This window comes from Longirhabdus pacifica (assembly GCF_004115085.1).
Lineage (GTDB): Bacteria > Bacillota > Bacilli > Paenibacillales > DSM-105158 > Longirhabdus > Longirhabdus pacifica.
In genome coordinates, this window is record NZ_QXJP01000001.1 from 28,396 (window position 1) to 49,745 (window position 21,350).

At 35.5% G+C, this 21,350-nt stretch carries 24 protein-coding genes; 20 read left to right on the forward strand and 4 right to left on the reverse strand.

Going from position 1 to position 21,350, the window contains the following annotated elements; genetic code table 11:
* Position 1: 1 nt before the first annotated feature.
* The 14 genes from D1Z92_RS00165 to D1Z92_RS00230 all read left to right on the forward strand — a co-directional run bounded on the left by D1Z92_RS00165 (position 2) and on the right by D1Z92_RS00230 (position 10,944).
* Entirely contained in the window at positions 2–1,087 is a 1,086-nt protein-coding gene (locus D1Z92_RS00165) for a phage tail sheath subtilisin-like domain-containing protein (RefSeq protein WP_128893620.1), read from the forward strand.
* Positions 1,088–1,119: 32 nt separating this feature from the next.
* Positions 1,120–1,554, forward strand: coding sequence for a phage tail tube protein (locus D1Z92_RS00170; RefSeq protein ID WP_128893621.1), 435 nt, complete (start codon positions 1,120–1,122; stop codon positions 1,552–1,554).
* Positions 1,555–1,655: 101 nt separating this feature from the next.
* Complete coding sequence (locus tag D1Z92_RS00175) at positions 1,656–2,048, forward strand: phage tail assembly chaperone (protein ID WP_128893622.1); 393 nt, start codon at positions 1,656–1,658, stop codon at positions 2,046–2,048.
* A gap of 182 nt (positions 2,049–2,230) precedes the next feature.
* Positions 2,231–4,726 (forward strand): phage tail protein, encoded by a 2,496-nt coding sequence (locus D1Z92_RS00180; RefSeq protein ID WP_128893623.1) that lies wholly within the window; start codon positions 2,231–2,233, stop codon positions 4,724–4,726.
* A gap of 12 nt (positions 4,727–4,738) precedes the next feature.
* Positions 4,739–5,401: a LysM peptidoglycan-binding domain-containing protein gene (locus tag D1Z92_RS00185; protein ID WP_128893624.1), complete on the forward strand. Its 663-nt coding sequence runs from the start codon at positions 4,739–4,741 to the stop codon at positions 5,399–5,401.
* Positions 5,398–6,375 carry an XkdQ/YqbQ family protein gene (locus tag D1Z92_RS00190; RefSeq protein ID WP_128893625.1) on the forward strand — a complete coding sequence of 326 codons (978 nt, stop codon included), beginning with the start codon at positions 5,398–5,400 and terminating at the stop codon, positions 6,373–6,375. Before D1Z92_RS00185 ends, D1Z92_RS00190 begins: the two co-directional genes overlap by 4 nt.
* Before the next feature lie 33 nt (positions 6,376–6,408).
* On the forward strand, positions 6,409–6,915 hold the full coding sequence (locus D1Z92_RS00195) for a DUF2577 family protein (RefSeq protein ID WP_128893626.1): 507 nt from the start codon (positions 6,409–6,411) through the stop codon (positions 6,913–6,915).
* On the forward strand, positions 6,912–7,355 hold the full coding sequence (locus tag D1Z92_RS00200; RefSeq protein WP_128893627.1) for a DUF2634 domain-containing protein: 444 nt from the start codon (positions 6,912–6,914) through the stop codon (positions 7,353–7,355). Before D1Z92_RS00195 ends, D1Z92_RS00200 begins: the two co-directional genes overlap by 4 nt.
* Positions 7,345–8,703 carry a baseplate J/gp47 family protein gene (locus tag D1Z92_RS00205; RefSeq protein ID WP_128893628.1) on the forward strand — a complete coding sequence of 453 codons (1,359 nt, stop codon included), beginning with the start codon at positions 7,345–7,347 and terminating at the stop codon, positions 8,701–8,703. The genes D1Z92_RS00200 and D1Z92_RS00205 overlap by 11 nt, the downstream gene beginning before the upstream one ends.
* The gene (locus tag D1Z92_RS00210; protein WP_128893629.1) at positions 8,700–9,356 is read left to right on the forward strand and encodes a putative phage tail protein; all 657 of its coding nucleotides are present in this window, start codon (positions 8,700–8,702) and stop codon (positions 9,354–9,356) included. The genes D1Z92_RS00205 and D1Z92_RS00210 overlap by 4 nt, the downstream gene beginning before the upstream one ends.
* Positions 9,357–9,370: 14 nt before the next feature.
* A complete protein-coding gene (locus D1Z92_RS00215) occupies positions 9,371–9,565 on the forward strand; it encodes a hypothetical protein (RefSeq protein ID WP_128893630.1) in 195 nt (64 codons plus the stop codon).
* A gap of 80 nt (positions 9,566–9,645) precedes the next feature.
* Positions 9,646–9,921 (forward strand): BhlA/UviB family holin-like peptide, encoded by a 276-nt coding sequence (locus D1Z92_RS00220; protein ID WP_128893631.1) that lies wholly within the window; start codon positions 9,646–9,648, stop codon positions 9,919–9,921.
* Positions 9,918–10,712 (forward strand): N-acetylmuramoyl-L-alanine amidase, encoded by a 795-nt coding sequence (locus D1Z92_RS00225; protein ID WP_164931367.1) that lies wholly within the window; start codon positions 9,918–9,920, stop codon positions 10,710–10,712. Before D1Z92_RS00220 ends, D1Z92_RS00225 begins: the two co-directional genes overlap by 4 nt.
* Positions 10,702–10,944 (forward strand): hypothetical protein, encoded by a 243-nt coding sequence (locus tag D1Z92_RS00230; RefSeq protein WP_128893632.1) that lies wholly within the window; start codon positions 10,702–10,704, stop codon positions 10,942–10,944. The genes D1Z92_RS00225 and D1Z92_RS00230 overlap by 11 nt, the downstream gene beginning before the upstream one ends.
* 113 nt (positions 10,945–11,057) lie before the next feature.
* Here the strand turns inward: D1Z92_RS00230 and D1Z92_RS00235 are convergent, their stop codons facing one another.
* Positions 11,058–11,846, reverse strand: coding sequence for an AraC family transcriptional regulator (locus D1Z92_RS00235; RefSeq protein WP_128893633.1), 789 nt, complete (start codon positions 11,844–11,846; stop codon positions 11,058–11,060).
* Positions 11,847–12,153: 307 nt separating this feature from the next.
* Here D1Z92_RS00235 and D1Z92_RS00240 point away from each other — a divergent pair, with 307 nt between their 5' ends.
* The 5 genes from D1Z92_RS00240 (at position 12,154) to D1Z92_RS00260 (ending at position 17,931) form a co-directional block, all read left to right on the forward strand.
* On the forward strand, positions 12,154–14,070 hold the full coding sequence (locus D1Z92_RS00240) for an outer membrane protein assembly factor BamB family protein (protein WP_128893634.1): 1,917 nt from the start codon (positions 12,154–12,156) through the stop codon (positions 14,068–14,070).
* Between the two features lie 12 nt (positions 14,071–14,082).
* Positions 14,083–14,334 carry a hypothetical protein gene (locus D1Z92_RS00245; RefSeq protein ID WP_128893635.1) on the forward strand — a complete coding sequence of 84 codons (252 nt, stop codon included), beginning with the start codon at positions 14,083–14,085 and terminating at the stop codon, positions 14,332–14,334.
* A gap of 368 nt (positions 14,335–14,702) precedes the next feature.
* Entirely contained in the window at positions 14,703–16,817 is a 2,115-nt protein-coding gene (locus tag D1Z92_RS00250) for a hypothetical protein (RefSeq protein WP_128893636.1), read from the forward strand.
* 89 nt (positions 16,818–16,906) lie between these two features.
* Positions 16,907–17,368 (forward strand): hypothetical protein, encoded by a 462-nt coding sequence (locus D1Z92_RS00255; RefSeq protein ID WP_128893637.1) that lies wholly within the window; start codon positions 16,907–16,909, stop codon positions 17,366–17,368.
* 410 nt (positions 17,369–17,778) lie between these two features.
* Positions 17,779–17,931, forward strand: a complete 153-nt coding sequence (locus D1Z92_RS00260) for a sporulation histidine kinase inhibitor Sda (RefSeq protein WP_128893638.1) — start codon at positions 17,779–17,781, stop codon at positions 17,929–17,931.
* Positions 17,932–18,196: 265 nt separating this feature from the next.
* Here D1Z92_RS00260 and D1Z92_RS00265 read toward each other — a convergent pair whose 3' ends face one another.
* Positions 18,197–18,448 carry a hypothetical protein gene (locus tag D1Z92_RS00265; protein WP_128893639.1) on the reverse strand — a complete coding sequence of 84 codons (252 nt, stop codon included), beginning with the start codon at positions 18,446–18,448 and terminating at the stop codon, positions 18,197–18,199.
* A 284-nt stretch (positions 18,449–18,732) separates the two neighbouring features.
* On the opposite strand from D1Z92_RS00265, the gene D1Z92_RS00270 reads away from it, so the two are divergent.
* On the forward strand, positions 18,733–19,125 hold the full coding sequence (locus D1Z92_RS00270) for a thiol-disulfide oxidoreductase DCC family protein (protein WP_128893640.1): 393 nt from the start codon (positions 18,733–18,735) through the stop codon (positions 19,123–19,125).
* Here D1Z92_RS00270 and D1Z92_RS00275 read toward each other — a convergent pair.
* Together D1Z92_RS00275 and D1Z92_RS00280 are read right to left on the reverse strand one after the other, a co-directional pair.
* A complete protein-coding gene (locus tag D1Z92_RS00275) occupies positions 19,122–20,114 on the reverse strand; it encodes a DUF4855 domain-containing protein (protein ID WP_128893641.1) in 993 nt (330 codons plus the stop codon). The two genes, D1Z92_RS00270 and D1Z92_RS00275, sit on opposite strands and share 4 nt — an antisense overlap.
* 37 nt (positions 20,115–20,151) lie before the next feature.
* Positions 20,152–21,150, reverse strand: coding sequence for a glycosyltransferase family 4 protein (locus D1Z92_RS00280; RefSeq protein WP_128893642.1), 999 nt, complete (start codon positions 21,148–21,150; stop codon positions 20,152–20,154).
* Positions 21,151–21,350 lie beyond the last annotated feature (200 nt).

Genomic DNA, 21,350 nt, shown 5'->3' on the forward strand with positions numbered 1-21,350 from the left:
AATGGCAGGAGGAACATGGGACCCAACAGGCACTTTACCTGTTAGACCAGGATTATATATTAATTTTGTAGATGCAGCAATTGCACAAATTAAAGGTGGCGAACGTGGAGTCGTTGCAATGACATTAAAAAATTATGGTGGTGCTACTGAAGATACAGTATACGAGATTTACGATGTAGCGGAAGCTGAAGAGAATTTTGGAAAAGACAACATTCAGTCTATTAAATTCGCACTTCAGGGCGGAGCAGAAAAGGTACTTGTGTATACGATGCCTCAACAATTTGAAAATCTTCAAAAAATTAAGGAGGCATTTGCTACGAAAGATTTTAATGTCTTCTGCATGGATGGAGATTACACAGAAGCTTGTTTGTATACAGATACAAATAAAAGTAAAATATTTGCAGATGTAAGAGAATGGGTTCAATACAGTATTGATTATGAAGGGAAATACTTCATGGCTGTATTTGGTAGAGAAGATGATACCGTAGTAGATAAAAGTTCATCCAGTTACTACGATAATTTTGATCATGATTACATGGTTCAGCTCATGAATGGTGTTGTTTATTATGGAAAAGAGGGAGATACAACTTATACATCTCAACAATTTTCTCCTTATATTGCAGGTTTAATTGCAGCAACACCGATTAATAAATCGATTACTTACGCACGTGTACCTGCAGATAACATGAACGTGCACTTTACACCGAACCAAATTATTGATGGATTGCAGCAGAACTTATTAGCATTAATTTACGATGGTGATAAAGTGAAGGTAGAAAGAGGTATCACATCATCAGGTGCGAAAATCCGCTCTGTGCGTGGGAAAGCAGCTATTGCAGATGATATTCTACAAACAGCGCATGACTCTTACATTGGTCAATTAGATAATAGTGAGGATGGTAGAGCTGCTTTAGTGTCTGCGATTAAAGCTTACTTGGAGCGTTTGGAAGATGCAAGAATATTAACCGATATTGAAGTTCGAGTAGATGAACTACCATTTAAGTCTGTTGGCGATACGGTATATTTAACGATTTCCTATACCGAAATTGATTCTCTTGAGCGTATTTTTGTTACGGTCAACGTATAACCAATACTAAAACAAAGAAAGGGTGAAGCGATATGGCATTAGATGCAGCACGTACGATTACAGGAACATTTGGTGAAGTATGGCACGACGGAGAGTGGTTAACCAATATTAAAAGTGCAGAAGCAACGGTGGAAATCAACAAAGAGGAGATTTCACGTGCAGGGACACGCTGGACAGCACATAAAGTGACAAGCATGTCTGGAAGTGGCTCCATGTCAGGATATAAAGTAACGACAAATTTCTTAGAGCAGATTGGGACGACAGCAAATGATAAATTAAGACCTTTCGTTACAGAACTGATTTTAGCATTAAAAGATCCGGATGCATTCGGTGCTTACCGTGTAAGGTTAAAAGGAGTTCAATTTGATAGTCTTCCATTGATCAATTATGAAGTAGGATCCATCGTTGAAGAGGAGATGCCTTTTACATTTACAGGATATGAAATCATAGACGGATTGAATCAATAAAACAATAACAATTATCGCATAAATATTAAAAACGTCCCCCCTTTAGAGGTGACGTTTTTATTTATGCATCTAAAATTCAAAAATGATAGGGGATAATCACAATGAGTGAAAAAAATACAAATGATATTCTACACGCACTATTAGATACGGAAATTACACTACAAAAAGAAGTATACATGAATAGATTTAAAGTTAGTTTTAAAATTGAAGCTATCGATGGGAAAATGATCAACCGAATTCGTGAGCAAGCCACGTTCCCAACAAAAAGTGGAAGAGAATTGGATGAAGAGAAGTTCGGAGCTCTTATTATTCAAAAAGCATGTAAAGTACCAAATTGGTCTGATCCTCAATTGATAGAGAAGTTTGGCCCAACCCCTACCGACGTTATTCAAAATCGCCTTTTAGCAGGTGAAATTGCAAAAATTACTACTGAAATCTTGGAGCTATCAGGATTTGTAGACGAAGATGAAAAGATAGATGAAATAAAAAACTAATCCGGTCAGGTGGCGTTCCTTACCTCATTCATGAAATATTTCAACGACACGGCATACCACCTGACGAAATCTATGCAAAACCAAAAGGTGTACAACACTTTATGTATGCCTCTATGATTTTGATGTTAGATGCAGAAGAGCAATCGAGAAAACAAGCGGAACGAAAGAAAGGAGGTCGCTAAATGGCTGATAGAAATATATTTAATGAAAAAACAACAGAAGCATATTCTAAGTTGTTGGATAGAATAAACCAAAAATATGATAAACAGATAAATAAGATGAAAGTATTATCTAGATATGCAAGAAAAAGATACAATGCAGCAAAAAAAGAATATCCTAAGGTATTGGATAAAATAAACCAAAAATATAATAACCAGATAAGCAAGTTAAAAATATTATCTAGATATGCAAGAAGCAGATACAGTGCAGCAAAAGAAGAATACCCTAAGGTATTGGATAAAATAAACCAGCAATATAATAAACAGATAAGCAAGTTAAAAATATTATCCAGATATGCAAGAAGCAGATACAATGCAGCAAAAGAAGAATATCCTAAGGTATTGGATAAAATAAACCAAAAATATAATAAACAGATAAATAAAATTCGTATATTATCCAGATATGCAAGAAGCAGATATAATGCAGCAAAAGAAGAATATCCTAAGGTATTGGATAACATAAACCAAAAATATGATAAACAGATAAATAAGTTAGGGATATTATCTAGACATGTGAGAAGAAGATACAATATAACAAAAGAATCATATCCTAAGGTATTGGATAACATAAACCAAAAATATAATAACCAGATAAGTAAGATGAAAATATTATCTAGATATGCAAGAAGAAGGTACAATGTAACTAAAGCAAATTTCAAAAAAAATACGTCTTTAGGTAGAAAGTATTTCAAGGTCTATACAAAAGGAATGAGAACGGCTTATAAACAAACTTTCAGATTAGGTAAGGCGATACCATTTAAAACAATATTTAAAAAAGTAGGTGTTGCTGCATTGGCCGTTGTTGCTGCAGTGTCAGCTGCAGTGTCAGGTGCGGTTAGGTTAATCTCAAAGTCGGTCAAGGCCGCAATGTTAGAAGAGAAGCAAACAAAAATAATTAACGTAGCTATCGGTAATGAAAATGAAGCTAAAAATATGTTGTCCTGGTTAAGTAAAGAAGCAAAAAACACAAGACTATCTAAATCAGATTTAATGGGTTCAACTAACCTCTTTACAACAGTTACAACGGATACTGATGAGCTGAAAAGCGCGATAGGGTTAGCAGATAAATTATTTGCGAAGCGACCAGATATAAGTTTTGAAGAATCTTCCAAGTTAATACAAGAAGCATTGATGGGCAATACTGGTAAACTAGCTAATGTATCTGGTATTGATAAAAATATGTTTAAAGGATTGGATAACCTTTCTGTGGCAGATAAAATAGAAAAGCTACAAAAAGCGTTTGAAGACAATGGTTTAAACGATAAATTAGTAGATGCAGCAAATCAATCAATTGAAGGACAGTTTGCTCAATTAGATCAAAACTTAAACATGATGTATGCAGACATTGGTAAAGGACTACTAGTACCATTTCAATCATTATTAAAAATAGTCAATGAGCTGAACAACAGTGAATTTATGAAGAGTTTGATAAGTATGGTATCTTCAGGTTTGAACAAGTTTTTAGTTGTAGTAACTGAATCGCTTAAAGATTTTAGCAATTATTTAAATAATGACAAAGGAAAAAAAATGTTATCTACTACATCTAATGTAGCTAAAGCATTATCTAATAATTTACTTTCGCTTTGGAATAAGACTAAAAAAATGGTAAAGTTTTTAATAAAAATATTTGTAATGTTTGCAGAAGTTTTAACTCCAGTATTTGAAGTACTTAGAGAACAGTTGAATAATGTTTTTGAAACGATTGACTTCGATAAGCTAACAAAAAGCTTCGAACAAATAAAAAATAACATTCAACCTATAATAAACTTCGCGGTTACTTTAATAAAAATTTTAGGTTATGCATTGTCCGCTTTCTTACCTATTGTACTAGATATTTTCTTAAGAGTAGCTAAATTAAATACCCTTATTTTTGGTATACTTGCAAAATGGCTGGATGGAATGACACAAGGAGGAAGCGATGTTATTAAGTGGCTGATAGATGCAGGCGCTTATCTACTGGAAATAGCAGGATATATATATACATTGCCAGCACAAATAGTGGCGTCATTACTTAGTGGGATAGATAACATCATAGAATTCTTTAAAAATTTAAAATCCAATATCGTTAAAATATGGAATGGTATAGTTGAATTTTTAGATAATAGTTTTCAGACATTACTGTCCAACATAGTTGAGAATGTTATTTCAAAAATAATTTCAAAGATTAAGGAGTTTGTCGGTCCTAACGTGGGTTTAAATTTCATTAGTAATTGGATAGATGGCACCGACGGATCTCATGCTGGTGGGTTATCCTATGTTCCGCGGGATGGATACATTGCTCGCTTACACAAAGGGGAGCGCGTATTAACCTCAGAAGAAAACAAGCAGTATAATCAAGGTTCACAGGTACAAGTTGCTAAATTAGCCGATACTATAGTGGTTCGTGAGCAAGCAGACATTGACCGCATTACATCCTTGCTCGTTGAAAAAATGAAACAAGCAAGTATGTCCTATGCTTAGGGGGTGAATAGGATGCAAATATGGTTAAAACAAGGTGACGATAATACAGCGATTCAATTGCCAGTTAATCCAGCAAGTATTCAAATTAAATCTTCACACACGTTTAATGATGTAATGCTTTCACAATTTGGTGAATTTACGGTGATTGGAGATAAACAACTAAAGGAATATAGTTTTTCTTCATTATTCCCCCGCGACTATAACGAAACTTTTTGCGAATATGTTCTGCTGAAAAATCCTTGGGACATTGTTGCAACAATTGAATCTTGGCAGCATGCTAAAGAACCTATCACCTTTATTGTTAGTAAAGAAGGTGCAGCAGCAGCGGAGCAAATAAATGTGGATGCGACTATACGAGATTTTTCATATGAAGAGAGAGCTGGCAGTCCAGGTGATGTGTATTTCAGCATGACATTAAAAGAGTACAAGACATTACAATTTGAAGCAGTAGTTAAAAATGAGCAAGGGGATGTAGAATTAGAGGAAAAACGGCCTACAACGAAAAAAGTTCCATCTCTTTACGTCGTAAAAAGAGGCGATTCATTATGGCTTATCTCCCAAAGAACGTATGGAGATGGCCGTCAATGGAGAAAAATCTACAATGAGAATAAAGAGACAGTAGGACCAGACCCTAATCTTATTTATCCAGGACAAAAGTTGGTGATCCCGTTATGAAACTAGAATTGTTTATGGGAACATTAAATATTACACCACTTGCGCAATCCATTACTTGGTCTGGAGATGTGACGCAACTATTCCGCAAACTAGAAGTATCCTTATTAAATACAAAAGATGGTCAGAATCAGTGGAAAACCTTTGAAAAAGGTAGTGAGTTAACTTTAAATTTTACTCAGGATGAACAAACATCAGTGCTATTTAAAGGATATATATTTGCTGATTCTATTGATGTACAAGGTAGTATGACCATTACCGCATATGACTCCAATATTTATTTAACAAAGTATCAGGATACGAAAAAATTTCAGGAAAAAAAAGCATCCGATATCATACGAGAGCTATGTCGTGAAATTGATGTCATATCCGTGGGGCAAATCGAAGATACAGGCTATATTATTCCCAAATTAATACTACGTAATAAAACGTTATGGGCTATGATGAAAGAGGCTCTAGAAGAAACAAAAAACCATACGGGTAGAGAGTTTGTTGTTAGCTCGCAAGATGGGAAGTTTTTTTTGAAAGAACATGAACGAAACAGAGTGCAATGGGCCTTGGAGAGCGGAGTAAATATCATTAGTGCATCACATGCTCAATCTATTGAAGATTTACGTAATGTCGTCAAGGTTGTAAGTGGGGATGAAAATAAAGATCCTATTGAAGTAACTAAAGAAGATCAGAGCCTTATCTCAAAATATAACAAAATGCAGCATTTCGAATCTGCTGGTAATGATCAGAGCAGATCTAAAATGCAGCAACTTGCTACTCAGTTATTAAGCAACTTGGGAAAAATAAAACATGATACTTCTGTTGAAGCACTAGGAAACATAGAAGTAATCGCTGGAACTACAGTACAGGTAACAGAGAACATGACAGATATGCAAGGAAATTACTATGTGACAACAGATTCTCATACATTTGCAGATGGGTTTCACAATATGTCATTGACGATAACGCAAAGAGTAGGTTCGTAAACGTTTCACTTGTAAATAGAAGGGAGGAGGACGATGCAGAAATTAGAGGGGAATGCCTATAGTCAGTTGGTTCAAATGATGAAGTGGCTGGGTTATAACAAAGATGTGGATATTGAGCTTGCAACAGTAACTTCTATTGATCCTCTAAGGATTAAAGTGGATAACATGGATGTTGAACTAGAAGGAAGTGATTTGATTGTTTCGGAACAGTTGTTAGATCATACCAGGAAGATAAAGATAGACAGTCAGACTATGGGGACGATTGATGCAACACAAGATGGTGTAACAAACCATAATATCAGTACACCAATCTTGCCAATCCCAGCACCATTACCAGTAGATCCAGCTACAAGTGGTGTTGTTAGGATAACATCTGATCAATTACACTTCACTAAAATTAAATTAGAAAATACTATGTTAACAGGCGATCAAATAGAATTGACCGTCTATTCACCGTTAGAAGTGGGTGACCGTCTCATCGTTGCTTCTATAAATAATAATCAACATTATATCGTGATAGATAAGGCGGTGATATTGTGAATATTCAATCCATTCAGCATCGTGTAGTAGCTAAAACTGACATAGAAACGAATGAGGCAAGCAGCAATGATACGAAGAAAATGTACAAGAGCTTACATTTTGACTTTGACTCAGGAGAGTTACAAGAAGATCCTATAGAAGGATTAGAAGCAGTGAAACAAATGATACGAAAAACATTAGTAACAGACCGTTATCGTTTTATTATCTACGATGATCAGTATGGTAGTGAACTGCAATCCTTAATAGGTACGGCTAACTTTAATGAAGTGATGGAAGCGGAAGTACCTCGCTTTGTGAAAGAAGCATTATTGATGCATGAACATATAAACGATATATATAACTTTAACATTTCTCGTGATGGGGACGCGGTTTATGTTGCTTTTCATGCAGATTCCACATATGGCACATTAAATGAGGAGGTGACGCTGTATGGCATTTGAAGGAAAAACAAAAGACCAAATATTACAAAGTATGATAGATGAGTCATCATCGGAAATAAATACAGAACAAGGATCTGTCACGTATGATTTATTATCACCCGCGGCATTAGAACTCGCGCAATCCTATGTGCAGATGGAGCGTGCGCTTGAATTAGGTTTTGCAGAAACGACATACGGACAATATTTAACTTGGCGCTGTAATGAGATGGGTGTATTCCGTAAAAAAGCTACGGCAGCAAAAGGATTAGTTACATTCATCGTACAACAAGAAAATTCTATTAAAGATGGGGTTATTCCAGAATATACCCAAGTAGCTACAGAGAATGGTCTTTACTACACCGTTAAATACGAGTCCAACAATGGCAGACAAGGTAAATTAGTTCCTGTATATGATAATAAAAATAATATTAAATATTACGAAACAGAACTTCTGGTTATTGCAGATGAAGACAGTTACGGTAGTCAAGGGAATGTGGAACCAGGAGAGATTGTTCGAGTCGTAGATGACTTATCTGGAGTATCCAAAATTGAAAACACAGCAGCCCTTACAGGTGGAGTAGATGAGGAAAGCGACGAGGAATTACTGGAGAGATACTTAGAAACCGTTCGTAATCCAGCGACAAGCGGAAATAAACATCACTATAAAAAATGGGCAAGAGAAGTAGAAGGCGTTGCAGATGCACAGGTATATCCGTTAGTCGGATTAGATGTCAATGGAGAAATTGATTACGATAAAGTAAAAGAAGGAAATGTCACCGTTGTCGTAGTGGAAAATGACATGTTCTCCTATGATCCGGAAAATGATATATGCAACCATGTTCAAAATGTCGATGTAGAGCAGATGGAACAAGATATGAAAGAAAACAAAATACCCATTGGGGCGAAACTACATGTGGCACATGCTAAACATAAACTTATTGACATTGATATCGACGAGTTAATCATCGAGGATGACAGCATCAAAACCAAAGAAGATTATGAAGCAGAAATCAGGGAACTCATTGATGTTTACTTAAGTAATCTTCCGTTTACCGTACCTACATTCGTTCGTTACTCTCACATTGCAAACTTCATTGGTGACATGTCGGATGTACATGACTATTTGGAGCTCGTTGTGAAGATGGTGAACTGTCCAAAAACGAACAGCAATAGACAGTCTTTCGATAATCAAAGTGAAGATCATCATGAAGGACATCAGCATTCTCTTTCTGCTAGATCTTTTGGTGTAGTAGAATGCACGCACGGCAACATTACGGTGGACAAAGGCCACGTCGTTACGATGGGTAAAGTGAACATTAACAAAATAACAAAAAGACAAGACGAAGGGAAGTCAGGTGAGGGGCAATGACCAATCTGTTAGATCAAAAGATGATTGCTTCTCGCATGCTCGATTACCTGCCAAGATACTACCATCGATCGAAAAAAATAAGTAACTTGCTAGAAGTAGAATCGAAAGAAGTAAAGGCAGTAAACGAGGCCATTGCATTGTTGCTAGATCAGTTTTTTGTAGATAAAGCGACATATGGTCTGTCTTACTGGGAAACGTTTTTAAAGTTACCCGTTGACAAAGAAAAACCATTAGAATACAGAAGAAACTTAATTAAGAGTAAATTACAAGGCATTGGCGTTGTTAATAAAGCGTATTTGATGCAAGTGGCGAGAGCGATATTCGAGGTGGAGAGTAATGGTAGTGATCCTGTTGAAATAACAGAATTATATGATAAATATACGATTCAGATCACCATACTCTTTCAAAAAGGGAAACCAGCAAAAATTAATCTGCTAGATTACGCGCTTCAAGAATTAATCCCTGCGCATCTAAAGATTGAATATGTGTATCAATATACAACGTGGGAAGAAGTAGATAATTGTTACTTTGTTTACGGGCATCCTGACGGAGAGACGGATAGCAATGTAGATCCTAAATGTTTATCTCATATTACATGGGAGCAATTCCAATTGATCTTTAATTGTGAAGTCCCCAAAATAACATCAACATAGTGGAGGTAATCGGAATGAGTAATAACGTTATACTGAATATTCCAGCAGACGAAAGTCGTTTGCGTATGAAAGAAATAAAAACGCGCTTTACACAGCGTGGTAATGAGCGTGCCCGCAAAATTAAACCAGATCAACTATATGATATGTTGCAAGACATACAAGAAACACAATTGTATATCCTGGAGCAACTAAAGAAAAACCAGAGATAAAAATATAAAGAGAGAGAAGGTAAAAAAAGAGTTGGAGTGAGAAAGCACCTGCTTTCTAGTCCACAGGGGAGGTTATGCTAATGAATACCGACATTAATTTCATTGACTACTTTTCATTGTATGGACCGTTCGCGGTCCTTTTTGTCTCCCTTTTTTATTGGACATTGAAAACCTATACCCACCGTGAAGAATTATATCGGAAAGAAATTATAGCACTGCGCAAAGAGTGTGAAGAGCAAGATAAAAGACATCATGAAATGTTGTCTACATTCTTTGATAAATACAATATTCTCATAGATAAATTAGATAATATAGAAGCGAAACTGGATGAAAGAAGAGGAGGAAGCAAGCGATGAGCAATCGTCATACCACACTTCGTTTAGCTATCGACGCAGGACATGGACCCCATACACCGGGAAAAAGATCTCCAGATGGAACATTGCGAGAGTTTCAATTCAATAGTGCAGTTGCTGACGACATGAAACAACTTCTACTAGATCACTATGATGGAGTAGAGATTTTATTCACACATGATCCAAATTGGGACGTACCGTTACAAGCTCGAACAGACCAAGCGAATGCTTGGCAAGCGGATGTGTTTTTATCCGTTCATGCTAACGCCTTTGGATATGATTGGAATGAAGTCTCAGGCATTGAAACTTATGTGTTTTCTCAACAAAACGTAAAATCGGTTGCACTAGCAAATAGTGTGCAAGAAACCTTGATTCAGCAAACAGGTCGTAAAAATCGTGGTGTAAAAGCAGCTAACTTTCATGTACTGCGTGAAACAGTCATGCCAGCTATACTTGTTGAATGTGAATTTATGACCAACATCGAAGCACTAGATTTACTAGAATCCGATGGCTACCGCCGTCAGTGTGCAGAGGCAATAGTACAAGCCATAGCAAAAACGTATAATTTAACGGAAAAACAAGCGCCACCTGACATACCTAACGGTTGGTTTAAAGATGTATCTGCCGATCGCTGGAGTTATAATGCGATAAGAAATTTACACGCACGTAATCTCATTTCAGGATTTCCAGATGGTACTTTTCGTCCTGAACAGATGCTAACTCGAGAAGAAGCTGCGACTTTAATATGGAAAGTCATCAATTATAGAAATGGAGGGGATGGACATGCAATTTGAAGCGTATGATATTGCTCTTTTACCTGTCATTATCGGTCTAGTGAGTATTGCAAAAACATTAGGTATTCCACAAAAATATGCCTCTCTTGTCGCAATAGGACTAGGCATACCTTGCGGAATGTTCTATATCGCACCGAATCATGTAGGCGAAGGTGTTCTAGTGGGTGTTACATTGGGACTAGCAGCAAGTGGTTTGTACAGCACGACGAAGAACATCGTGCAACAGAAATAAAGATCTCACCATGCCTCTTGTGCGTAACAGCTAACTTATCGTTTTCTTACCAGTTTGCTCCTTACTTCATAGCACGGATGAGATCATGGAAGCGAAACGTTGAAGGGAGAGCGTTATCTCACTTTCGATGGACTCATCCCTTTAAACTTTTTGTATTGTCGACTGAAAAAATACACATCTTTGTATCCAAGTGCTTCTGCCACTTCGGATACATTCATACCAGCATAATATAGCAAGTGCTCTGCCCGATCAATTCTTGCTTCAATCACATATTGTTGCAACGGTTTACCTACAATCTCTTTAAATTTAATCGAAAAATAACGTGGGGATAAATTCGCTCGTTTTGCTAAGTCATCTAGGGTATGCCATGCTGCAGGATGTTGAATTACATAGTTGGCTATTTCTTGAATGACTTCATGCAATTGATTGCTTTGTCCCTTTTGTTTTGTATCTTTCTTTTGATCTGCGCGCAGCAAATGAATCATCAGTTGTTTGATAATAAGCTGCGCTTCTTGTTCTGCGCCAAATTCGTTATTCAACCTTACGCGCACGTAACGAGTCAACAACGTTTCCACATCTTTCGTATCGGTTAAAATACGATGCTTCATCGGAATGTGTGCAGGCTTTTCTGCCATCCTAAAATGAATATAAGTCAGTGTTAGTGGAAACTGTGCATCATGGATTGCACTCGTAAAATCACCAGGACGAAATAAAAAGCAACTTCCTTTTTGCAAAGGGTACGACATATTGTTTAGCATTAATTCACCAATGCCTTCCCATACATAAAATAAATCGAAGTTGGGAATAGGTTTATCTCGCTTCGCCCACTTCCAAGAAGGTTCGCATCGAATTTTTGCAAAAGCATTGGTTAACTGAAAATGTGTAACAGGAGCGTCTAGCATGATGAAGCCTCCAAATGTAGATTATTCATGTGATATAAGCTAAATTGTGTAACTCAATCCGTAGTACGATCATGGTGTTTATTTTAATGAAAACATCATTTTATACTATAGGTTAATTGTATTGTAGAAGAAAAAGAGGGCAAGTTGCAACTCTCTCTTTTTTTAAAGATCATATTATTCGTTCAAGTCACGTCATATACAAGCAGCGCTGTACTTTTTAAAGCTATTTTATAAAAGTAAACAATGTATATTACAAAAACTTGAACTTTATATATATATTCTTAAAAAAAGTAGGAGGAAAGAAAAGATGAGCTTGAATTCAAAAGAAAGAACCTATTCTAAAAATCTAGAGTTAATTATTCCACAAGCGAATGACGTTGTGGAACGTCAAGATTTTGTAACCAACTGGGAAAAGATCGATACACACCTCTTAACACATGCCGACCATTTCATATTGGGAAATAACGATTGGACAGGCTTAATATATGAACAAAAACAAAACAACACTGGTTCCATTTCCTATGTGCAAGATAAAGGGGTTGTTGTCAAAGGAAGTGTATGGTTAACGCTTCGCATGCGTTTGCCCATTGATGAAGAAAGCACGTACTTCGCCAAAGTAAAAGTGAAGAAGGATCAAACACCGACGACAGATAATGCGTTATTTTACGCTGGAGCGAAATCATTAAACAATAACTTTGAAAATATAAGTTCAGACGGACAGACACAGTATAATTATTTTCTAGCTAGTATGGAGAAATTAGAACAAGATCAAGCGTATACTTTCGAAGGTGAAATATCGGGATATAATCCTAAAAAAAGTGATGAAAATGACAATGGTTCAAGAAATAAATTTGATCCTGGAGCAAATTATTTTGATATGGTCATCATTTGTAACTATAATACGCAAGCAGATACTTCAGAACATGCTACGATCATCCAATCGTTAGAAGTGTACAAAGCACCTAAGAAAATGATCGTAACAGGAGAAACGAAAATAGAAGGATCGGAAAACTCTAAATTAGTGATAGCAAAAGATAAACTCACTTACAACGGAGCAAAGGTTTTAACAGCAGATGATTATATTACACCAGACGCTAAAAACATTAGCATTGAAGATACCAATAATAACTTTAATGCAGATAATGTAGAAGGTGCGCTTTCAGAACTTTTTCAAGATGTCAGTGATGGAAAAAGCAAAATCGCTACCGCTATTACTGACGTAGATGGATCGAAAGATTCTAAAGGTAGTGATACATTTGATGAACTCGCTCAAGATATTAAGAATATTAAGATAAACAAAAGCTTCACTGGACACGAACTTCCAGCAAACTCTTATCACCCAACCCATCGGTATTGGAATATTGGGGGTCACGGTACATCTTCAAACTGTATCACAGTGGATAACGCAGGGAACGTGTATACCGGAAGTAGTTCAGGGGAAGTAAGGAAGTTTAATTCATCGGGAAATGTCGTTTGGAGTTATCAATCAGGATACATCATTACGGATATTGTTGAGCTCTTAGGGAATGTGTACTGTTCCATGTACCATTTTTTCAATGGATATGTCGGTATTCATAAATTAAACAAAAACGGAATTAAAGTATGGGACTATCAAGGGCATGGTGCTGTTGTTTATGGATTAGCTATATCACCTACAGGATATTTATACAGTGGGGGAGAAGAGAACAAAATTCACCGAATAAACACCAATAATGGAGTTAAGTTATGGGAATATACTGGACATAGTGATGATATATCTGCTATAGCGGTTGAAGGAGACAACTATATTTACAGTGCGAGTTGGGATAACACATTGCATAAAATAAGAGTATCAGATAGAAAACGGATGTGGAATTTCACGCAACATACAGATGACGTAAATACCATCACTATAGACAAAGATGGTTATATTTATAGCGGAGGCTCTGACAATAAAGTATATAAAATTAACCCCTCAAACGGTGCAAAGTTGAAAACGTATACGTTTGCTGGTGCAGGTGTAATCTACGACATTGCGGTTGATCAGTCTGGTTATTTGTATACTTGCGGTGAGGATCATATATTGAGAAAGACAAGAATATCTGATGGGGCTCTGATGTGGAAGTACGAAGGTCACAGTAAAAAAATAAATCAAATTGCTGTAGATACTTCCGAATATGTATACAGTATAAGTGAAGACCAGCGTATGCATAAAATTTCAGGAAAATACAGATTAGAACTTTGAGGAGGATAAAAGATGATTTTTATTGGATTAGGAGATGCAATTAATGCGAAGAAAGTAAATGTGGAATTGGTTCATTATCAGCCATATGATAAAGAGCACGGTTTATCAAATGAGCAATTGTCAGCAGGAGTAATGGTGAATGCTGTACCAGAATCAGATCATGAAGAAATTGAAAAAGGAAATCATGCAAAAATGTATTACAATCCACAAGCAAAACAGTTATTTTATGAATATGTTCCAGTAAAGCATCAACAGAAGGCGTAGTATTCTAATCACTGCATATTACTAGTCCTTCCATCCGCTTCAAAAACGATTAACCAACAATAAAAAGGATGATGAGGGTACTATCGAATACGAGAGTGCTTTTTTTGTGCTGAGTTCTATTGAGATAAAAAGTTACTAGTTAACTAGACAACAGGATCGTTGATAACGATCCTGATCGTCTTTCTTTTTATTGTTATGACAATAACAAAACATAAAACAAAAAAATTAAATAATTGTTTTGTTTTCTCTTGGTTAAATGTGTGAATAAAAGTGCAGCACCATCGTCATGACAATTCGTGCTGATTTGCATGCAAACAGCACTTTATATAGATGCAAACAATTCAACATAATAGGAGGAAGAAGTAGCTATGCCAACAACTACACAATTAGGAATCATAAAACCGAGCCCTAACGACAAAGTCAAATTAGAGGACTTTAATAAAAATTGGGATAAGATCGACAGTTTAGTAGGAAGCAATAATTTAATATTAGGTAATCATGATTGGTCCAATCTCATTTATGAAAAATCAGCCCAATCACAGGTTGAACATAATGTAGCATTATCTGGTATGGTCGTTAAAGGAAAAAGCACAATTAAAATTAGAATGCGAATGCCTGTAGATGAGCATAGTTTGTACTATGCCAAAGTAAAAGTGAAGACGGATACACCCAATAACGGTAGTTTTTATTTAGGAGCCATTCCGCTAGATCACAATTTTGAAGAAATAAAATTAAAAAATAATAACGGGGAAGACACTGCAGCAGCGGGATATCGTTATTTTTTAGGTAAGCAAACATTAGCTACAACGATGAATACGTATGAAGGGTCCATATCTGGTTATTTTCCTATCAGTGAAAATGCAAATGCAAATGATACTAACAAATTCCCTGAAGGGACTAGCTACTTCGATATTATTTTGCTTTGCAATCAGGAGAGTAATGTGGCAAATGCAAAAACGATCATGCAGTCTATCGAAGTATACAAAGTAGTCGAACCTTTTACAAAGGATTCCATTGCTTTGGGTAATCAGGATTGGTCACATTTAGTTTACAGTGATAGAAATAAACTAACATACATGAATACAGTAGAACAAAATAACGTTCAAGGTATGGTCGTAACGGGTAAAAACGCACATATTAAAGTGAGAGTCAGAATCCCTGTTGATAAAGACGCAATGTACTATGCAAAAGTAAAAGTGAAAAGCAATAATCATAATGGGTCCTTTTATGCAGGTGCGATTGCACTGAATGAACAATATAAACTAATGAATGAAGGAACTAAATATTTTATTTGTGCAAATGAAAGTCTTAGTGGTAATTCATCTATTTTTCAAGGTTATATTTCCGGGTATGTCCAAAATGGAGACGATGCTTTAGAAAAAAGATATAAATTTCCTAATCAGACAAACTACTTTGATTTATATTTGTTTTGTAATGTTAACAGTACGAATGAAGATCCTAAAACCATTATTGAGTCGTTAGAAGTATATAAAGTGACACAGCCGGTAGAAAAAGACAGTTTGACCTTAGGAAATCAAGATTGGTCGCAGTATGTGTACACTGATAGAAGTAACTTGAGTTACAACAAAACTGCAGAGGGCATGATTGTACAGGGTAATACTTGGATGAAAGTTGCACTTAGAATGCCAGTAGATAGAGACAGTGAGTACTATGCCAGAGTGAAAGTAAAACAAATTTCTAAGGTGAATGGATCTAATCCTAAGTTCTATCTTGGAGCCATTCCACTCAATCATAAATATCAAGAAATAAGAATACCAGATGCAAACAACCAAAACCCATCAGCACAAAGAGCATATCGTTACTTTGTTACTGGAGGAAAACAACTAGATCCATCAAAAAATGCTGAAATATATGAGGGCGTCATTTCCGGTTATTCACCAATTAAGATCAGCAGTAATAGCAATGAAAATATCAATAATCATTTTAAATTTCCATATGGCACTAGTTATTTTGATCTCGTCTTGATTTGTAATGGTCAAGGTGCAGCATTAGACAAAACGCTAATTCAATCCATCGAAGTTTTTAAAGCACCTAAACGCTTAGTCGTTACAGGTAAGGCTGAGGTGAAGAGTGATAGCATTAATTTGGATAATTTGCAGCATATTGTGGCTAAAAAAGCTAATGACAATACACTGCATCATATTTCATGGGGCGATTTGAAAAAAGGCATTGTTAAAAGTATTCAAAGTGGAACGATTACAGTAAATAATAATAACGAACAAATAGGTTATTATGACTTAGATATTACACAAGTAGAAAATACAGCAAATTGTATTGTTACTGTCGATATTAAAAAAGTATTAACACAAAAGAGTTCAGAAAGTGTTGGATTTTGGTTGAGTAAGGCTCAAGTATATTTCGTTGGATTTAAAAGTAACAATAAAATGACATTCCGAGTGGAAAGACCAGAAAGCTATCAAGTACAAATTAGTTATAAAGTTATCGAACTTGCTTACTCCTAAGGATTGCATTGTAAGCATAAAACAAATGACACGAACAACAGAGTAAACAAAAATTGAAAATAAAAAACTATTTGTGGAGGAATAAACAAATGAAAAGTTATGCACAAGTAAACGAATATAATAAGGTAATGGCAGTATGTAACGTACCTGTAAACTATGTAGAAGTATCCAGCGCAGATGATAGATTGTTAGGAACAACGTATGATGAACAGTCCGGTCAATTTACTGGATATAGACCTGTAGTAGCTATCGATAAAGAGGTTATTGTTGCAAATGGTAACAATACTGCAACGGTGACATGTACCATTGAAACATGGGATGGACAAGAAGTGGAATCATTTGATGAGAAGATCTTGTTACGTGTTAATGAACAACAACCAGTTGAAATAACTCTAAATACTGAGGGCATTGCAACATTTACGATCACCTGTGAAGAAGAGGGTATGCATAGTATTGTCATCTATGGAGAGGCATTGATGGAGTCAGCAGCAATAGAGTTGAAAGCTATCAAAGAAGATGACACCGAAGCTGAAGATGATAATATAGAGTAATCCATTAAATAATGAAAAAGACATGTCAGCAACCTTTTTGCATGAAGCTTTATGCATGCTTTTAAAGGGTTATTTGCTAACATGTCTTTTTTTTAAATCATTTATTTTATAAAATGTCATTAAAATAAATGATTTAATATAAAAAATCAATGTACATATGCCGATAAATAAATAAAATCATTCCATACGCATTGCATGAATATTTTTATTTTTATAATCCCAATTGTGGTGTGTATAACTTCTATCCACAAAAGAAATGTCATAATATTTAGCAATTCCACTTCTACAAACATATTACACACACGATATCCACAACGAATTGTGGATAAAGGAACAATTGTTCTTATCTTAAAAGCATGGTAATATATGTTCAGAAATAATAATACAATGTAAGTTAGGGTGAAGCATCGATGAAAAAATTAAACAATGAATGTTTATTGGAAACCTACTACAAAGCGGTAGAGCTACATTTAGAGAGTGCTTTCATCAGGTTGCTTTGTCGAGAAATCAAGAGACGAAACTTACAGATAAAAAAACATGACGTTAGTGACTTGAGTGCTTAGATCATGTTCTGATCGCAGCTTATGATTTCATTTTTAGACGCACCATAATCGCAGCAGGCAATTTGCTAAAAGATGTTAAGTGTCATCCTTTGTATTATACTTCATCGTAACATTTTACAATGTGAATGAATGGACGTGTATTCATCGTAGCATTTACACTATTGTTTGTGGTTATGAACCTATATAGCATGTTAAATGAAGAATATGCCTACTTTAGTAGTAGAATATTCTTTTTTGTTGTATCGTTTTATAGCAAGTTATTGCTTCAAGTTAACATTTCATATACAGCAGACTGAAATGTATATTGACATGAATGACAATAGGCGACATGGATACATTGATGCTGTATTTCATCCCAATAGCCATTGTCGGATTTCATTTGCTCGATAGATTGATACGGTGCATAGGGTCCAACAAAATCCGCATATTTCCCATAATCTTCTGTGTTCATATTACACTTTGGACAAACGACATTCCAGTTTTGCAGACCATTACATATTGGACATGCATAAGACAAAGTAAATTCCCCCTGATTTTCGATACCTTTAGCTTATCCTGTTTGTTTTTAATTATGAATGTTCTACTCTGCTTGCTTCTCATCTAAGCGAGACTTGATGGTTTGATCACCTTAATATTCATCATGAAGAAGTATCAATGTGTATCATATGCTTATCTTATCTTTTACGGTCGCTATAGTTTATCACGTGAAGGTCAGATATAATAAGTTATATATCTCAATTTTCATCATTTCATAATTCATCACTTCATAAACATAACATTGCTAAAGAAGGTGTTTACCTTATGCGTCACGTCATTTTATTTGATGGGGAATGTCATTTATGTAATACGGCAGTACAATTTATTATAAAAAGAGATCCAAAGGCAGTATTTTCTTTTGCCGCACTTCAAAGTGATGTCGGAAAAAAGATAATAAAAAAACATAACATTTCAGACGGTGTAGACAGCTTAATTCTTATTTACAACGATAAATGTTATATTAAATCTTCCGCAGCACTGACTATCAGCAAACATCTAAAAGGTCTTTGGAAAGGTTTATATTTTTTTATCGTAGTGCCAAAACCAATACGAGATTATGGTTATGGGATTGTCGCTAAAAACCGCTATAAATGGTTTGGTAAACGTGAAAATTGTATGGTACCAACGGAAGATATAAAGAAGAGGTTTATACATTAGAACGGTTGTTTGCTATAACTTCCTTTTACAAACGTATACATATGGGTATACAACTGCGGGTTTTCTTTGGCCACCTCATGTAAATGGATACCATCAAAATGAAATACGATAAATGCGTTGTTCATATAGTTGCATTTGTCAGGTAAGCCTAAATTTAAATATTGGTATATATGATGGTCATCATAAAGTAGCCCTTTCCCATAAGGGATTTGTATTCCACATTGATAATGTTTAGAAAATATTGTGTTGTTGGTGATCCAGTCTATATCAAATGGGGTGTTTCCATAATAATTGGGGTGAAGAACAACGACATCAAAACCATGTTCGCGCCAATCAATAACATTGGCGGAACCATACTGAGTCAACCACATGTGGTGTAGATGGAAACTGTGAATGTATTCGGAGACTTCCTTTACTAAAACAATATCTTCCTCAGACATAAGCTTTTCTTTTGGCCAAACAAACCCTTTTAATTTCAATGTATTTTTATTTCCAAACTGTTGATAGAAACGCTGCGTAAATTCTTTTATCCACTGTTTTAAAAGAGGGGCTCTTTTATGAGGGTGATGAATGTACGTTTGTTGGAGTGGATTTGGAGTTTGCTTATAATAAAGCGAAGGGTAAGGGAGCGTGATCCATACTTCAATGTTGTTTTCATTAGAAGCTAATTGTTCTAATGCATGTACGTTGTTGTTTTGCAAAAATAGTTCATTGCTCCATGCTATCCAATCGTTTAACGTTGGATGTTCAGAGAAGCCTTCATATTGCGCGTTTAAAAATACACCATTTGCCATACGATTCGGTGTAAAGATAAAACTGTTAAAAAACGCTTGTTGTCCGTAATGTGTGTAATAACATAACTCTTTTTGTGACCATCTTTGGAAATGGTCATTTGTCGTTGTGGACCCACAAGGTAAAATAACGGAGGGACTCGCAAGGCCATATGCGTATTTGTTAAGATATCCATCATGCGATCTGTTTTCACTCATCTATCACAACTCCTTTGTCTTATTACATGGGTTGAAATTAAATTTCTTCATACATGGATATAAGACTTTTCATTACGACTTTAGCGTCATGATACTTTTCCACAAAAGCCCTTCCTTTTTTTCCAATTTCATGTCTTAATTCTGGATGTAGTAAGAGCATCTTCAACTTTTCTTTTATTTGATCAGGGTTCGCAGATACAATAGGCAATTCGAGCGGGTATAGCGGGACTAAATCCTCACGAATATATGCGATCACTGCTTTACCTAAAGTCATTGCTTCGATACCAAGATTTCCATAAGCACCACATCGAATTTGATCAATAATAATATCCGCTTCTTGATAGTTGCGAAAGGCTTCTTGTTGCGTCATGTTTTCGATTAATCTAAATTCAAAGTCCATTTGTGGACGTAATGCTTGAACCGCTTGTATAATATAATCTGTGCCTTTAAATTCTCGATGAGTAGGAGCATGAAGGACAACAGGACGTTTTTTATCTTTTTGAGGATAGATAGGAGTATGTTTGTGCGTTTCGATTAATTGAGGAATAACATACACACGTTCATAATAATCTTTTACATATTTATAGCATTCATAATCTGTAACAACAGCAGCAGAGACATACTTAGAAAAGTACTCTAAATTTTGTACAATTTGTTCATGGGACTTACAGTTTTTAGTAATAACATAGGGGTTATGATAGTCTTTACCATGAACGGCCCATTGACTAGAACGAATATCTGAACCACGGTGATTCATCACAACTTTTTTTCCCTTTTCATGCAAGACCCTTAAATCAGATTGATCCGAAAAGATCGTACAACTATTCATATAGTGATAAATGTCAAAAGAGTCAAACGTGCGATGAAATACTTTTTGTAAACTATATAGGTCCGTTTCTATCATGTGATCTGTACACTGCAAATAATTTGGAAAAGTATTGTACGCGATACTAAACATATGATTGGCGTTTAAATATTTGCTCATTAAACCAGATTGACCTGCAATATCCACTGGAAGAATCATAATACGAGCCAATTTATCACCTTCTTCTAGTTCTATATACTGCAATATACGTGCTTATCGGATAAAAGTGCATAATATAGTTGAGTGAATATAATACATAAAAAAAAGCTGACTCATCAGACCTCTGGAGAGGTTAGACAAGTCAGTTCTGGTTTACATGTTATGTTAATTGTTACAATTTTAACTTCTACAAGGGAAGTGCACCTGTTATA

What these genes read in the sequence shown, in the direction of transcription:
- D1Z92_RS00165 (WP_128893620.1), top strand. Translation starts at nt 2, where the DNA reads ATGGCAGGAGGAACATGGGACCCAACAGGCACTTTACCTGTTAGACCA.
- D1Z92_RS00170 (WP_128893621.1), top strand. Translation starts at nt 1,120, where the DNA reads ATGGCATTAGATGCAGCACGTACGATTACAGGAACATTTGGTGAAGTA.
- D1Z92_RS00175 (WP_128893622.1), top strand. Translation starts at nt 1,656, where the DNA reads ATGAGTGAAAAAAATACAAATGATATTCTACACGCACTATTAGATACG.
- D1Z92_RS00180 (WP_128893623.1), top strand. Translation starts at nt 2,231, where the DNA reads ATGGCTGATAGAAATATATTTAATGAAAAAACAACAGAAGCATATTCT.
- D1Z92_RS00185 (WP_128893624.1), top strand. Translation starts at nt 4,739, where the DNA reads ATGCAAATATGGTTAAAACAAGGTGACGATAATACAGCGATTCAATTG.
- D1Z92_RS00190 (WP_128893625.1), top strand. Translation starts at nt 5,398, where the DNA reads ATGAAACTAGAATTGTTTATGGGAACATTAAATATTACACCACTTGCG.
- D1Z92_RS00195 (WP_128893626.1), top strand. Translation starts at nt 6,409, where the DNA reads ATGCAGAAATTAGAGGGGAATGCCTATAGTCAGTTGGTTCAAATGATG.
- D1Z92_RS00205 (WP_128893628.1), top strand. Translation starts at nt 7,345, where the DNA reads ATGGCATTTGAAGGAAAAACAAAAGACCAAATATTACAAAGTATGATA.
- D1Z92_RS00210 (WP_128893629.1), top strand. Translation starts at nt 8,700, where the DNA reads ATGACCAATCTGTTAGATCAAAAGATGATTGCTTCTCGCATGCTCGAT.
- D1Z92_RS00215 (WP_128893630.1), top strand. Translation starts at nt 9,371, where the DNA reads ATGAGTAATAACGTTATACTGAATATTCCAGCAGACGAAAGTCGTTTG.
- D1Z92_RS00220 (WP_128893631.1), top strand. Translation starts at nt 9,646, where the DNA reads ATGAATACCGACATTAATTTCATTGACTACTTTTCATTGTATGGACCG.
- D1Z92_RS00225 (WP_164931367.1), top strand. Translation starts at nt 9,918, where the DNA reads ATGAGCAATCGTCATACCACACTTCGTTTAGCTATCGACGCAGGACAT.
- D1Z92_RS00230 (WP_128893632.1), top strand. Translation starts at nt 10,702, where the DNA reads ATGCAATTTGAAGCGTATGATATTGCTCTTTTACCTGTCATTATCGGT.
- D1Z92_RS00235 (WP_128893633.1), bottom strand. Translation starts at nt 11,846, where the DNA reads ATGCTAGACGCTCCTGTTACACATTTTCAGTTAACCAATGCTTTTGCA.
- D1Z92_RS00240 (WP_128893634.1), top strand. Translation starts at nt 12,154, where the DNA reads ATGAGCTTGAATTCAAAAGAAAGAACCTATTCTAAAAATCTAGAGTTA.
- D1Z92_RS00245 (WP_128893635.1), top strand. Translation starts at nt 14,083, where the DNA reads ATGATTTTTATTGGATTAGGAGATGCAATTAATGCGAAGAAAGTAAAT.
- D1Z92_RS00250 (WP_128893636.1), top strand. Translation starts at nt 14,703, where the DNA reads ATGCCAACAACTACACAATTAGGAATCATAAAACCGAGCCCTAACGAC.
- D1Z92_RS00255 (WP_128893637.1), top strand. Translation starts at nt 16,907, where the DNA reads ATGAAAAGTTATGCACAAGTAAACGAATATAATAAGGTAATGGCAGTA.
- D1Z92_RS00260 (WP_128893638.1), top strand. Translation starts at nt 17,779, where the DNA reads ATGAAAAAATTAAACAATGAATGTTTATTGGAAACCTACTACAAAGCG.
- D1Z92_RS00270 (WP_128893640.1), top strand. Translation starts at nt 18,733, where the DNA reads ATGCGTCACGTCATTTTATTTGATGGGGAATGTCATTTATGTAATACG.
- D1Z92_RS00275 (WP_128893641.1), bottom strand. Translation starts at nt 20,114, where the DNA reads ATGAGTGAAAACAGATCGCATGATGGATATCTTAACAAATACGCATAT.